At 70.5% G+C, this 11,367-nt stretch carries 13 protein-coding genes; 7 read left to right on the top strand and 6 right to left on the bottom strand.

Going from position 1 to position 11,367, the window contains the following annotated elements; all coding sequences use genetic code 11:
- A partial coding sequence (locus AWQ68_RS43450; RefSeq protein WP_169808865.1) for a multicopper oxidase family protein occupies window positions 1–1,264 on the bottom strand: 1,264 nt, incomplete at its 3' end.
- Window positions 1,265–1,470: 206 nt separating this feature from the next.
- On the opposite strand from AWQ68_RS43450, the gene AWQ68_RS06435 reads away from it, so the two are divergent.
- Window positions 1,471–2,790, top strand: a complete 1,320-nt coding sequence (locus tag AWQ68_RS06435; RefSeq protein WP_066936153.1) for an SMI1/KNR4 family protein — start codon at window positions 1,471–1,473, stop codon at window positions 2,788–2,790.
- Window positions 2,791–2,869: 79 nt separating this feature from the next.
- On the opposite strand, the gene AWQ68_RS06430 is transcribed toward AWQ68_RS06435, so the two are convergent.
- Complete coding sequence (locus AWQ68_RS06430) at window positions 2,870–3,490, bottom strand: DUF3043 domain-containing protein (RefSeq protein ID WP_066936151.1); 621 nt, start codon at window positions 3,488–3,490, stop codon at window positions 2,870–2,872.
- A 143-nt stretch (window positions 3,491–3,633) separates the two neighbouring features.
- Between AWQ68_RS06430 and AWQ68_RS06425 the strand changes: the two genes are divergently transcribed.
- Genes AWQ68_RS06425 through pspAB form a run of 4 tightly spaced genes read left to right on the top strand, consistent with a single transcriptional unit; the run spans window position 3,634 to window position 6,159 of the window.
- Window positions 3,634–4,431: a PspA/IM30 family protein gene (locus AWQ68_RS06425; protein WP_084463699.1), complete on the top strand. Its 798-nt coding sequence runs from the start codon at window positions 3,634–3,636 to the stop codon at window positions 4,429–4,431.
- Window positions 4,428–4,706, top strand: a complete 279-nt coding sequence (gene pspAA, locus AWQ68_RS06420) for a PspA-associated protein PspAA (RefSeq protein WP_066936146.1) — start codon at window positions 4,428–4,430, stop codon at window positions 4,704–4,706. Before AWQ68_RS06425 ends, pspAA begins: the two co-directional genes overlap by 4 nt.
- Window positions 4,706–5,602: a zinc metalloprotease HtpX gene (gene htpX / locus AWQ68_RS06415; RefSeq protein ID WP_066936144.1), complete on the top strand. Its 897-nt coding sequence runs from the start codon at window positions 4,706–4,708 to the stop codon at window positions 5,600–5,602. Before pspAA ends, htpX begins: the two co-directional genes overlap by 1 nt.
- On the top strand, window positions 5,602–6,159 hold the full coding sequence (gene pspAB, locus AWQ68_RS06410) for a PspA-associated protein PspAB (protein ID WP_066936141.1): 558 nt from the start codon (window positions 5,602–5,604) through the stop codon (window positions 6,157–6,159). The genes htpX and pspAB overlap by 1 nt, the downstream gene beginning before the upstream one ends.
- Window positions 6,160–6,243: 84 nt before the next feature.
- Here the strand turns inward: pspAB and nadA are convergent, their stop codons facing one another.
- Window positions 6,244–7,398 (bottom strand): quinolinate synthase NadA, encoded by a 1,155-nt coding sequence (gene nadA, locus AWQ68_RS06405; RefSeq protein ID WP_066936672.1) that lies wholly within the window; start codon window positions 7,396–7,398, stop codon window positions 6,244–6,246.
- A 315-nt stretch (window positions 7,399–7,713) separates the two neighbouring features.
- Between nadA and erpA the strand changes: the two genes are divergently transcribed.
- Entirely contained in the window at window positions 7,714–8,067 is a 354-nt protein-coding gene (gene erpA, locus AWQ68_RS06400; protein ID WP_066936139.1) for an iron-sulfur cluster insertion protein ErpA, read from the top strand.
- Window positions 8,068–8,300: 233 nt separating this feature from the next.
- Window positions 8,301–9,287, top strand: coding sequence for a carbohydrate kinase family protein (locus AWQ68_RS06395; RefSeq protein ID WP_066936136.1), 987 nt, complete (start codon window positions 8,301–8,303; stop codon window positions 9,285–9,287).
- 12 nt (window positions 9,288–9,299) lie between these two features.
- Here AWQ68_RS06395 and AWQ68_RS06390 read toward each other — a convergent pair whose 3' ends face one another.
- From AWQ68_RS06390 to AWQ68_RS06380, 3 genes are all read right to left on the bottom strand, one after another.
- Window positions 9,300–9,731, bottom strand: a complete 432-nt coding sequence (locus AWQ68_RS06390) for a CBS domain-containing protein (protein ID WP_066936133.1) — start codon at window positions 9,729–9,731, stop codon at window positions 9,300–9,302.
- A 61-nt stretch (window positions 9,732–9,792) separates the two neighbouring features.
- Window positions 9,793–10,110 (bottom strand): sulfurtransferase TusA family protein, encoded by a 318-nt coding sequence (locus AWQ68_RS06385; RefSeq protein ID WP_084463698.1) that lies wholly within the window; start codon window positions 10,108–10,110, stop codon window positions 9,793–9,795.
- Entirely contained in the window at window positions 10,110–11,243 is a 1,134-nt protein-coding gene (locus AWQ68_RS06380) for a cysteine desulfurase family protein (protein ID WP_066936130.1), read from the bottom strand. The genes AWQ68_RS06385 and AWQ68_RS06380 overlap by 1 nt, the downstream gene beginning before the upstream one ends.
- Window positions 11,244–11,367: the final 124 nt, after the last annotated feature.

Raw genomic sequence — 11,367 nt, 5'->3', positions numbered from 1 at the left:
TCACCAGCCGCAGCCGCCGCCCGCCGCATCGTGAGAAGTCGACCAGGATGTCCGCGCGCTCCCCGGGCGACAGGATGAGCGGCGAGTCGACGGTCACGGGCGCGGGGAGGAGCCCGGCGTCCGTCCCGATCTGCCGCACCGCTCCCTTCACCGGCCGCCCGGTCTTCTCATCGATGATCATCATGTGGTACGTGCGAGTATTGCAGGCGTTGAGTATCCGGAACCGGTACCAGGCGGGCTCCACGTCCAGATGCGGCCAGATCGTGCCGTTGACCAGCGTGTACGGCCCGCGGAACCCGGCCGTGATGTACGGCGGCGCGGCGTCGGCGTAGGTCACCTTGTGCAGCAGGCGGCCGGTGAGCCGTCCTTCCGCGTCCACCTCGAAGTTGCGGTCGGTGATCACCAGTGGGATCTCGCGGTCGCCGCCCGGCAGCCCGAGCCGGTCCTCCTCTTTGTCCCTGATCAGGTACATGCCGATCAGCCCGGCGAAGAGCGTCCACGTCGAGACGTGCATCGAGTGATCGTGGTACCACAGGGTGGACGCCGGCTGGTCGTTGAGGTACTCCACGATCTGCGTCTCGCCGGGGAACTGCCCGTTCTCCGACCATCCGTCCTGGCCCGCCCCCGTGACGGCGCCGTGCAGGTGCACGACCAGCCACGGCGGGATCTCGGCCACGTCCTTGCGTGGCGTGCCCCCGCTGAGCCCCGGCACGACGTACGGGTTGGGCTCCACCCCCACCGGCGCGTAGACCTCCACCGCGGTGACCGGCACCCGATCGTCGTCGATGGCGTTCCGCCAGGCCACCTCCAGCCGCTGCCCGCGCCGCACCTCGATGGTCGGGCCGGGGAAGTGCCCGCCGTAGGTCCACAGGCGGGTCGGCGGGAGCTGCGAGTGCAGCCGCCGGTCCACCGAACGCAGGTCGATCGTCAGCCGCGGCCCCTTCGGGCGGATGACCGGCGGGACGCGGAGCGCGTCCACGAACGGCGTCAGCGCGACGGTGATCCCGCGGCCGTGGGGGACGTCCGCCGCGTCGGCGGGGCCGCGGCCGGTCGGGGAGGAGCCGGACTGCTGCGGGTCGCGCGCCTGATCCGCGCCGGGAAGGCCGTCCATGTGGCCTGCGCTCTGGTGCGGGTCGTCTCCCGATCCGGGCCTCCCCGGCGCCGCCTGGCGGACCACCGCCACCACCCTGTCGGTGCCCGCGCCCGCCGCGACCGCCGCGAGCCCCGCGGCCACGGCCCAGAATCCCCGCCTGCTGGTCCTCATCCCCGCCCCGTCTTCGCGATCCTCTCGCCGCCCCCCAGCGACCCGTGCGGCTCTTTCCCGGGGACCGTCCCCGGCGCGACGCCGGTCGCCATAGTGCCATGAAGGGCCCGTACGGCCCGGGAAGCCGCGCAGGAGCCGGGATCGGGGCGGCCGCCGTCGCGCGGGAACGGATCAGACCTGGGACGGATTGGCGGTAGTGTGCCCCGGTGCGGCGGTTGATCCCTTCTCGTCTGGTACGGCTCGCTCTCGCGGCCGCGGTGGCCGCGACCATCGTCGGGGCCGTGTTCCTCCTGCTCCGGCGCCGCGCGGACCGTACCTCCGGCGGCGCGCCCGGCCGTGTCTCCGTCCGTGCGGCGGACGGCGCCTCCGGCGGCGCGTTACGTCCCGACCGGGGCGGCCCGGTCCCGCGGAAAGAGGGCGAACCCGGCACCGGCTCCGGCACGGCCGAGGTCGCGCCCTTCCCTCCCGAGCCGATCCTGGGACGGCCGACGCCCGAGGAGCTCCGGCTTTTCCTCGGCCGCTCACGCGCGACCGAACGGCTCGAGGCGTTCGCCCAGGCGGACGGGCCGCTCGCGGACGTGCGCAGACTTGACGAGCGAACCCGCCGGCGGCTGCATCGCGTGTCGGCCGCCGCACTGGCCGTCTGCCTGCTCGCGCTGGGGGCCCGCTACGTCGAGGCCACGACCTTCCACGAAGGCATGCTGACCTCGACGGACGCGCGATTCCTGGACAGTGCCCCCTGCCTCGCGGACGGCTGTCCCGCGCCCCCCGGCTGCGAGGCCGCCTGCCAGGACGGCGGCGACGGCGCTGTGACATCCACCACGGGGGAGTCGGAGCCCGAGGTCGCGGGTCCGACACCCGTGCCGGACCCGGCGTGCACGCCCACCGTGGGCAGGCCCATGGTCCGGCCGGTGCGGCCCCGCGTGACCCGCGCCGTGAACCGGCAGTGGCGGCGCATCGAGAGGTGGCTCAAGGCCAACGCGCCCAAGACGTTCCGCACGCTGCGTCCGCCCGCGAGGGCGGGGACGATCGCCGTCGCCGAGGCCCAGATGGGCATGTGGTTCCCCGACGACCTGCGCGCCTCGCTCCTGCGCCACAACGGCTCCCGCCTCATGCCGGGGACCGGGGGCCTGCAGCTCTACAGGTACGGGATGTACGGCGTGAAGGAGATCCGCGACACCTGGCGGTACCTGTGCCGGGAGGATGGGGTCGACTACACCGACGATCCACGCGGCGAGTGGTGGAGCGGGCGGATGATCCCCGTCGGCGACGACCAGAACGGCGAGTACCTGATGATCGACTCCATGCGAAGGGACGTCGCGGGCTCGTTCGCCGAGAACGGGGGAACCTTCGCGAGCGGGCCGGACTGGACCTCGTACTACGCGTTGCTCAAGACCGTCGCCGACGCGCTGGTCTCGGGACAGCCGATCAGGGGCTGGCTCGCCCCCCAGGTGACGGACGGGGCGCTCGGATGGGTCGACGTGGACGACCTGGACACGGGCAGCTCGAAGGCGCCCGACGCGTGACAGCCCGTACGACGCCGTAGGAGGCGGGGGAAGGACGGGAGCGGCGTACGGCCACCGCGTCGCGGTGGCCGTACCGGGATCAGTTCGACGGCGGGGTGACCGGCTTGCCGCCGGGCAGCACCATCGGCTTGGGGAAGCGCAGGCGGCGGATCTGCGAGGAGCGCATCGCGGCGTAGAAGGCGATGCCCTTGAGGTTCTCGCCGGGGAACTTCAGCGCGGCGGCCCGCTTCACCCGGTTCGCGACGTACAGCGAGTTGCCGATGACCGCGATCATCACGATCGGCAGGGCCAGGGTGTAGACCGTCAGAACCACCGTGCGGACCTGCAACGGGAACGGGATCATCGACAGCAGCATGATGACCAGCACCGCGGGCAGGAAGTACTGACCGGGAAGACGCCGCGAATCGACCCAGTCCCGGGCGAACCTGCGCACGGGACCCTTGTCACGGGGGAGGAGGTACTTCTCCTCGCCACGGAGCATGCCCTCACGCTGGCGGGCCCGCTGCGCCCGGTCCCGGTCCCGCTGCAGGCGGTAGGCTTCCTTGCGGTTCGCCGGTGCGGTGACGGGCGAGCGGCGGCGCCCCTGCGCCTCGCTCCGCTTGGGGGTGGGACGGCCCTTGCCCTGAGTCTGCTGAGGCTTAGGATCTTGGACGGAGATGGGGGTCTCATCCGTGGCGGCCTGGTTACGACGTCCGAACACGTCGCCCAGCCTACCGGGAGTGCAACTTAGTGACGCCCTCACGCGTTATGCGTAGGGTGAACCCAGGCGGCTTGGCCGCTTTTGGGCGACTGAATACGGCTGGGGCTACCCACGCAACCTTGAGAAGGGGACGGCCGACGCGCATGAGCGTGATGAAAAGACTTTCCATGATCTTCAAGTCGAAGGCCAACAAGGCACTGGACAAGATGGAGGATCCGCGGGAGACCCTGGACTACTCCTACCAGCGCCAGCTTGAGCTGCTGCAGAAGGTGCGCCGGGGCGTGGCCGACGTCGCCACCAGCCGCAAGCGGGTCGAACTGCAGATCAACCAGCTCGAGGCCCAGGCCAAGAAACTGGAGGACCAGGGCAGGCAGGCGCTGAGCGTCGGGCGGGAGGACCTGGCGCGTGAGGCGCTGACCCGCCGCAACGGCCTCAACACCCAGATCGCCGACCTCCGGATCCAGTACGGCAACCTGCAGGGCGAGGAGGAGAAGCTCACCCTCGCCAGCCAGCGGCTCCAGTCCAAGGTGGACGCCTTCCGCACCAAGAAGGAGACCATCAAGGCCACCTACACCGCGGCCGAGGCGCAGACCCGGATCAACGAGGCGTTCTCCGGCATCTCCGAGGAGATGGGCGACGTCGGCCTCGCGATCCAGCGTGCCGAGGACAAGACGGCGCAGATGCAGGCGCGCGCCGGCGCGATCGACGAGCTGCTCGCCAGCGGCGCGCTCGACGACTTCACCGGTCAGCGTGACGACATCCAGGCCGAGCTCGACCGCATGGGCGGCGGCACGGACGTCGAGCTGGAGATCGCCAGGATGAAGGCGGAGCTGGGGCAGGGCCCGGCTCCCAAGAGCGCCATCGAGGCCGGCCAGCCCGGCCAGGCGACCCAGCAGGCGCCGCAGACCCAGCAGGTTCGGCAGCCGGGGGAGGGCCTGTGATCGTCAGAATCATGGGTGAGGGCCAGATCCAGATCGCGGACGCCGATCTCGACGTTCTGAACGCCCTGGACAGCGAGCTTGAGGCCGCCATCGAGGCAGAGGACGAGGCGGTCTTCCGGGTCAAGCTGCACGCGCTTCTGGACAAGGTCCGCCAGGTGGGCAAGTCCCTGCCCGACGACTCGCTCGAGCCGTCCGAGCTGATCCTGCCGCCCGCCGACGCCTCGATGGAGGAAGTGCGGGACATGCTCGGCGACACAGGGCTCATTCCGGGCTGATGTCCCGGACCAGGTTCGCCCCTGATCGTGGTCTGACCACCCGGATGGTCACGACCATGTTCCTGCTCGGCCTGCTCTACGTCGCGTTCGTGGCCATCCTGATCGCGGTCGGAGTGCGCGCCGTCGTGGTGCTGGTGATCGCCGGAGGCTTCCTGCTGGTGCAGTACTTCCTGTCCGACAAGATCGCGTTGTTCGCGATGCACGGACGGGAGGTCTCCCCTCAGGAAGCCCCTGAGCTGCACGGCATCATCGACCGGCTGAGCGCGATGGCGAACATGCCCAAACCCAGGGTGGCGATCGCGGACTCGGACGTGCCGAACGCGTTCGCCACCGGGCGCAACCAGAAGAACGCGGTCGTCTGCGTGACGACCGGCATCCTGCGCAGGCTCGACGCGCGGGAGCTGGAAGGCGTCCTCGCCCACGAGATGTCCCACGTCGCGCACCGTGACGTGGCGGTCATGACGATCGCCTCGTTCCTCGGGGTGGTGGCCGGGTTGATGACCCGGTTCGCGCTCTACAGCGGCCTCGCGGGAGGCCGCAGGGACAACAACAACGGCCCGCCCGTCGGGCTGATCATCCTGCTGGTGTCCGGCATCGTCTACGCCGTGAGCTTCCTGCTGACGCGGGCCCTGTCCCGCTACCGCGAGCTGGCCGCCGACCGCGCGGGCGCCCTGCTGACGCAGCAGCCGTCCGCCCTGGCGAGCGCGCTCACGAAGGTGAGCGGCGAGATCGCGCGGATTCCGACGCAGGATCTGCGCGAGGCGCAGCCGTTCAACGCGTTCTACTTCGCGCCCGCCCTCTCCGGACAGAGCATCGCGTCCCTGTTCTCCACCCACCCGTCGCTGGAGCGCCGCCTGGCGCAGCTCTCCACCATCTCGGCCGAGCTGGGGCGCTGATGGGCTGGTTCGACGCGCTTCTCGGCAGGTCGAAACCGGCCAGGCCGGACCTCGACGCGCTGTTCGCGCTGCCGTCGGCGGCGGTGACCCTGCAGGCGGCCACCGGGTTCACCCCCGCCGGCGTCGGGTCGGTGTGCTTCCGCGCCGCGGAGGGCGGCGCCTTCGTCCAGCTCGAACAGGACATCCAGGCTCTGCTCGGTACAGGCACCGAGCTGGCGCCCGACTCGTACGGCTACACCTGGCTGGTGGTCCGCCGCCCCGCCGAGGATGTGGCGTCGCTGGTCACCGACCTGCACGCGGTCAACTCGACGCTGGAGGCGAACGGCTTCGGGCCGTCCCTGCTGTGCTCGCTGGTGACCTTCGCCGACCCGCGCGGCCGGCGGCTCGCCATCGTCTACCTGTACAAGCAGGGCACCTTCTACCCCTTCGCGCCCATCGGCGGCACCCAGCGGGACAACGCGCTCGAACTGCAGATGCGCGGGGTGCTCGCGGGCGAGCTCAAGATCGAACCCGACCTCGCCCGCTGGTTCCCGGTCTGGGGCGCCCCCGGCCTGTGAGCCGGTCGCGCGGCACCCCTGATCTGTGAGTCGACCATGTGGCGCCCCCCGCCTGGGCGGGGGGCGCCACGCGGGCATCGGCGGCTACGGAAGCGCCAGCATGCGGTCGAGCGCGACCTTGGCCCAGTGGGTGGTGTCGGGATCGACGGTGATCTGGTTGACCACCTCGCCGTCGGCGAGCGACTCCAGCGCCCACACCAGGTGCGGCAGGTCGATCCGGTTCATCGTGGAGCAGTAGCAGACGGTCCGGTCGAGGAAGGTCACGTCCTTGTCCGGGAACATCCCCGCGAGCCGCTTGACCAGGTTCAGCTCGGTGCCGATCGCCCACGACGAGCCGGCCGGGGCCTCCTGGAGCTTGCGGATGATGTACTCCGTGGAGCCGACGAAGTCGGCCTTGGTCACGACCTCGTGCCGGCACTCCGGGTGGACCAGCACGTTCACGCCAGGGATGCGGGCGCGCACGTCGTCGACGCATTCGGCGGTGAACCGGCCGTGGACCGAGCAGTGGCCCTTCCACAGGATCATCCGGGCGTTCTCGAGCTGCTCCCGGGTGAGGCCCCCGTTCGGGCGGTGCGGGTTGTAGACGACGCAGTCGTCCAGGGACATGCCCAGCTCCAGCACGGCGGTGTTGCGGCCAAGGTGCTGGTCCGGGAGGAACAGGACCTTCTCGCCCTGCTCGAAGGCCCACTCCAGCGCCCGCCGCGCGTTGGACGAGGTGCAGACGGCCCCTCCGTGCCGCCCGCAGAAGGCCTTGATGTCGGCGCTGGAGTTCATGTACGTGATCGGGACCACGCGGTCGGCCAGCCCCGCGTCCTCCAGGGCGTCCCAGCACTCCTCGACCTGGTCGAAGGTCGCCATGTCGGCCATCGAGCAGCCCGCCGCCATGTCGGGCAGGACGACCTTCTGGGCGTCGGAGGTGAGGATGTCGGCCGACTCGGCCATGAAGTGGACGCCGCAGAAGACGATGTACTCGGCCTCGGGACGGGCGGCGGCCTCGCGGGCGAGCTTGAAGGAGTCGCCGGTCACGTCCGCGAACTGGATGACCTCGTCGCGCTGGTAGTGGTGGCCGAGCACGAAGAGCCTGTCGCCGAGCCGTTCCTTGGCCTTGCGGGCGCGCTCGACCAGTGCGGGATCGGAGGCGAGAGGCAGCTCACCCGGACAGTCCACGCCGCGTTCGCTGTGCGGGTCGGCGTCCTGGCCGAGGATGAAGAGCGGGATCCCGGTCTCGGTGGTCGTCACGACCACACCCCCTTCGGGGACTTATCGTCGAACTGACGACTAATAATTACACATCCTTCGTTCGTTTCATGCCAGGGGGCCCAGGCTCCGCGCGGGCTTGTCACGACCCCGCCCGCGATCACAGGCCCGGTGCCCGCGGAGGGGACCCGGCCGGGAATGTGTGGCGCCGAACCGGTGTTGGTAGCGTCTATCTGGGGAGAGCTCAGGGGTGTGGCCTTCGACAAAGGCGGAATCATCTCTTTGGGCCCACCCTGAGACGTCAGAATCCATCGACCGCTCCCGGAGGGCGGTTGACGCAGACGCGGGAGTCAGCACATGACGGTTGAGAGCAGCGAGGCCACCCAGCAGGGTCTGATCCTGACTGACGCGGCCGCCGCCAAGGTCAAGAGCCTGCTGGAGCAGCAGGGCGAGGAAGGACTGCAGCTGCGCGTCGCCGTGCAGCCGGGCGGCTGTTCCGGCCTTCGCTACCAGCTCTTCTTCGACGACCGCTCCATGGACGGCGACGTCGTGTCGGACTTCGGCGGTGTCAGCGTCGTGACCGACCGGATGAGCGCGCCGTACCTGATCGGCGCCACGATCGACTTCGTGGACACGATCGAGAAGCAGGGCTTCACGATCGACAACCCCAACGCCACGGGCTCCTGCGCCTGCGGCGACTCGTTCAACTAGCGGCCCCCGCGGCCCCGGAGCATCCCCTCGGGCCGCGCACCGCGACACGGACGCCCCGTACGGCCCCCTGCCGTGCGGGGCGTCGGCGTGTACCGGCATCGGTTGAGATCGCGCCTGGACTCCGGTCGCGTATTCTTGCGGGGTTTGTCGGAACGTTCATCGAGGCGTCTGTGAAGGCATATGAAGATCCTCGAAACGTTCGTCCAGATGCTGACAACGAGGAGACTGACCCCGTGCGCATCGCCGTCACCGGCTCCATCGCGACCGACCACCTGATGACCTTCCCCGGCCGTTTCGGGGACCAGCTCATCGCCGAACAGCTCGACCGGGTATCCCTGTCCTTCCTGGTCGACGAACTGCAGATCCGTCGCGGGGGGTGCGCGGCGAACATCTCGTTCGGCATGGGATGCCTGGGACAGCGCCCCATCCTCGTCGGCGCCGTGGGAACGGACTTCACGGACTACCGGTCGTGGCTGGAGCGCCACGGCGTCGACTGCGAGTCGGTCTACGTCTCCGAGCTGCACCACACGGCGCGCTTCCTCTGCACCACGGACGAGGAGCACAACCAGATCGCCTCGTTCTACACGGGGGCGATGGCCGAGGCCAGGGAGATCGAGCTGGGCCCGATCATCGACCGCGTCGGCGGTCTCGACCTGGTCCTGATCAGCCCCAACGACCCCGACGCCATGCTGCGGCACACGGACGAGGCGCGTGGCCGGGGCATCCCCTTCGCGGCCGACCCCTCCCAGCAGCTCGCCCGGATGCCCGGTGAGGACATCCGCCAGCTCGTCGACGGCGCGGCCTACCTGTTCGGGAACGACTACGAAAAGGGCCTCATCGAGCAGAAGACCGGCTGGTCGGACGAGGAGATCCTGCAGCGGGTCGGCGTGCGCGTCACCACGCTCGGGCCGAAGGGCGCGCGGATCGACCGCGCCGGCGAGCCGAGCGTGAGCGTCCCCCCGGCTCCCGAACTGGGCAAGGCCGACCCGACCGGCGTCGGCGACGCCTTCCGGGCCGGCTTCCTCTCGGCCCTCTCCTGGGGCCTGTCACTCGAGCGCTGCGCGCAGGTCGGCAACCTCACCGCGACGCACGTCCTGGAGCAGGTCGGCTGCCAGGAGTACGAGCTGAGCCAGCGCGCCTTCCTGGAGCGCTTCGGCGCCGTCTACGGCCAGGACGCGGCGGGCGAGGTCGCCACCCACGTGAAGTGCCACTACGCGTAGCGCGGAAGGTCGTTACAGACGCGGCGTGCTTTCCGCGTAGATCCTGCTGACCGCCTCGGCGAGCTTGCTCTCGGACAGGTGGGCGGCCAGGTCGGCCTCGCTGATAACCCCGACCAGTCGGTGGTTCTCCAGCACGGGCAGCCGCCGGATCTGGTGCTCCTCCATGGTCTGGAGCGCCTGGTCCAGATCCGCGTCGGCGTCGATCCACACGGGCGTGCCCTGCGCGAGATCCCTCGCCTTCACCTCGGCGCAGTCCTTACCGGCCGCGACACACTTGATGATGATGTCGCGGTCGGTGATGATCCCCTTGAGCCGGTCGTCCTCGCCGCACACAGGCAGCGAGCCGACGCTGAGATCGCGCATCATCCGCGCGGCGGTGAGCAGGCTCTCGTTCTCTCCGATGCACTGCACGCCGAAGTGCATGACGTTGCGTGCGGTGGTCATGGAATCCCCCGAGACTTCTCGATGTGCGTTTCCGGGGACCCCCTACCCAGGAGACGGGCGGTCAGTAGTTGCGCCGCACCTGGATGGCCCAGCCGCCCTGGGGGATCTCGGCGCTGCCCACGTGCGCGTGGGACTTCAGCCGGCACCATGCGGGGATGTCGGTGTACGCGGCCGGGTCGTCGGCCAGGACCTCGACCACCGCGCCCATCGGCACCTGGTTGATCTGGTCGGCCAGCATGATGATCGGGATGGGACACTTGCGCCCGAGCGCGTCGATCGTCAGGGCGGCGGGCTCACGCGTCCCGGCCTGCGTCTCGGCCACCGCCTCCGCCCTCGGCTCCCCGGTCTCGCCTCCGGCCCCCGAACGCTTCCGCCACATCAGCGCACTCCCAAACTCGCTCGGATGCGTCGCACGATGTCCGGTAGTGCGGCGAGGAACCGGTCGACGTCGCCCTCGGACACGCTTCGGGGCAGCGATACCCGGACGTTCCCGTGCGTAAGCACGCCCATCGCCTCCAGCACGTGCGATGGACGAAGCGTACTCGCCGTGCAGGAACTCCCGGACGAGACGGCGAACCCGGCCCGGTCCAGCTCGGTCAGCAGCGCCTCGCCCTCCACGTAAAGACACGAAAAGGTGACGATGTGCGGCAGCCGCAGGACGGGGTCGCCGACCACCTCCACGTCGGGCACCAGGCGCGGAACCTCGGTCCTGACCCGATCGACCAGGGCCGACAGCCGCGCGTTCTCCGTCGCGGCCTCCTCGGCCGTCGCGCGCAGCGCCGCCGCGGCGGCCACGATCGCCGGGACGTTCTCGAACCCCGGCACGCGGCGCCGTTCCCGCTCGTCCTGCGGGTACGGCGAGCGCCAGCGGGTCCCCTTGCGCACCGCCAGGACCCCGACTCCCGCCGGGCCGCCCCACTTGTGCGCGCTCGCGGTCAGCACGGACCAGCCGCGGGGGAGCGGGAGCCGTCCCGCCGACTGCGCGGCGTCGACCAGCAGCGGCACCCCCGCCTCCTGACAGGCCGCGGCGGCCTCCTCGACGGGCTGGAGGGTCCCCACCTCGTGGTTGGCCGTCTGCAGGCAGGCCAGCGCCGTTCCCGGCGCGGACACCGCCCGCGCGAACACCTCCGCGTCCACCCGGCCGGTACGGCTCACGCCGACCACGTCGACCGTGCCGCCCCCGCGCTCGTGCTCCTCGGCGGCGTGCAGGACACTGGAGTGCTCGACCGCGCCGGTCACCAGGCGATCGCCGACGCGCCTGCGCCCGTTCAGCGTGCCGAGGACGCCGAGATGGACCGCCTGGGTGCCCGACGAGGTGAACACGACCTCGTCCGGGCGGGCGCCGAGCACCTCGGCGACGTCGGCCCGCGCCTGCTCAAGCAGCATCTGCGCACGTCGCGCGGCGCCGTACAGGCGGGCCGGGTCGGCCCAGCCGGCGTCGAGGGCGGACAGCAGGGCGTCCCGCGCCGCGGGGTGAAGGGGTTCGGTCGAGGCAGCGTCCAGATAGACCACAGTTAGGACATTAACGGGGGCTGCTCAGAGGGGCGGTGCCGGTCCGCGCTAATGTGTCCCCCAGCGTGAACTCAATCAAGTAAAGGGGGGACAGGTCCGAGACGGCCCTGGTCCCTTTTGAACG

It is taken from the genome of Microtetraspora fusca, assembly GCF_001570365.1.
GTDB classification, from domain to species: Bacteria; Actinomycetota; Actinomycetes; order Streptosporangiales; family Streptosporangiaceae; genus Microtetraspora; species Microtetraspora fusca.
Note: the sequence above shows the minus strand (reverse complement) of the source record. Positions and strands in the feature narration are given on the sequence as shown.

Excerpts from the sequence above, each read along its gene's own strand:
- AWQ68_RS06425 (WP_084463699.1), top strand. The coding sequence starts at position 3,634 with ATGAGCGTGATGAAAAGACTTTCCATGATCTTCAAGTCGAAGGCCAAC.
- htpX (WP_066936144.1), top strand. The coding sequence starts at position 4,706 with ATGTCCCGGACCAGGTTCGCCCCTGATCGTGGTCTGACCACCCGGATG.
- pspAB (WP_066936141.1), top strand. The coding sequence starts at position 5,602 with ATGGGCTGGTTCGACGCGCTTCTCGGCAGGTCGAAACCGGCCAGGCCG.
- erpA (WP_066936139.1), top strand. The coding sequence starts at position 7,714 with ATGACGGTTGAGAGCAGCGAGGCCACCCAGCAGGGTCTGATCCTGACT.
- AWQ68_RS06390 (WP_066936133.1), bottom strand. The coding sequence starts at position 9,731 with ATGACCACCGCACGCAACGTCATGCACTTCGGCGTGCAGTGCATCGGA.
- AWQ68_RS06385 (WP_084463698.1), bottom strand. The coding sequence starts at position 10,110 with ATGTGGCGGAAGCGTTCGGGGGCCGGAGGCGAGACCGGGGAGCCGAGG.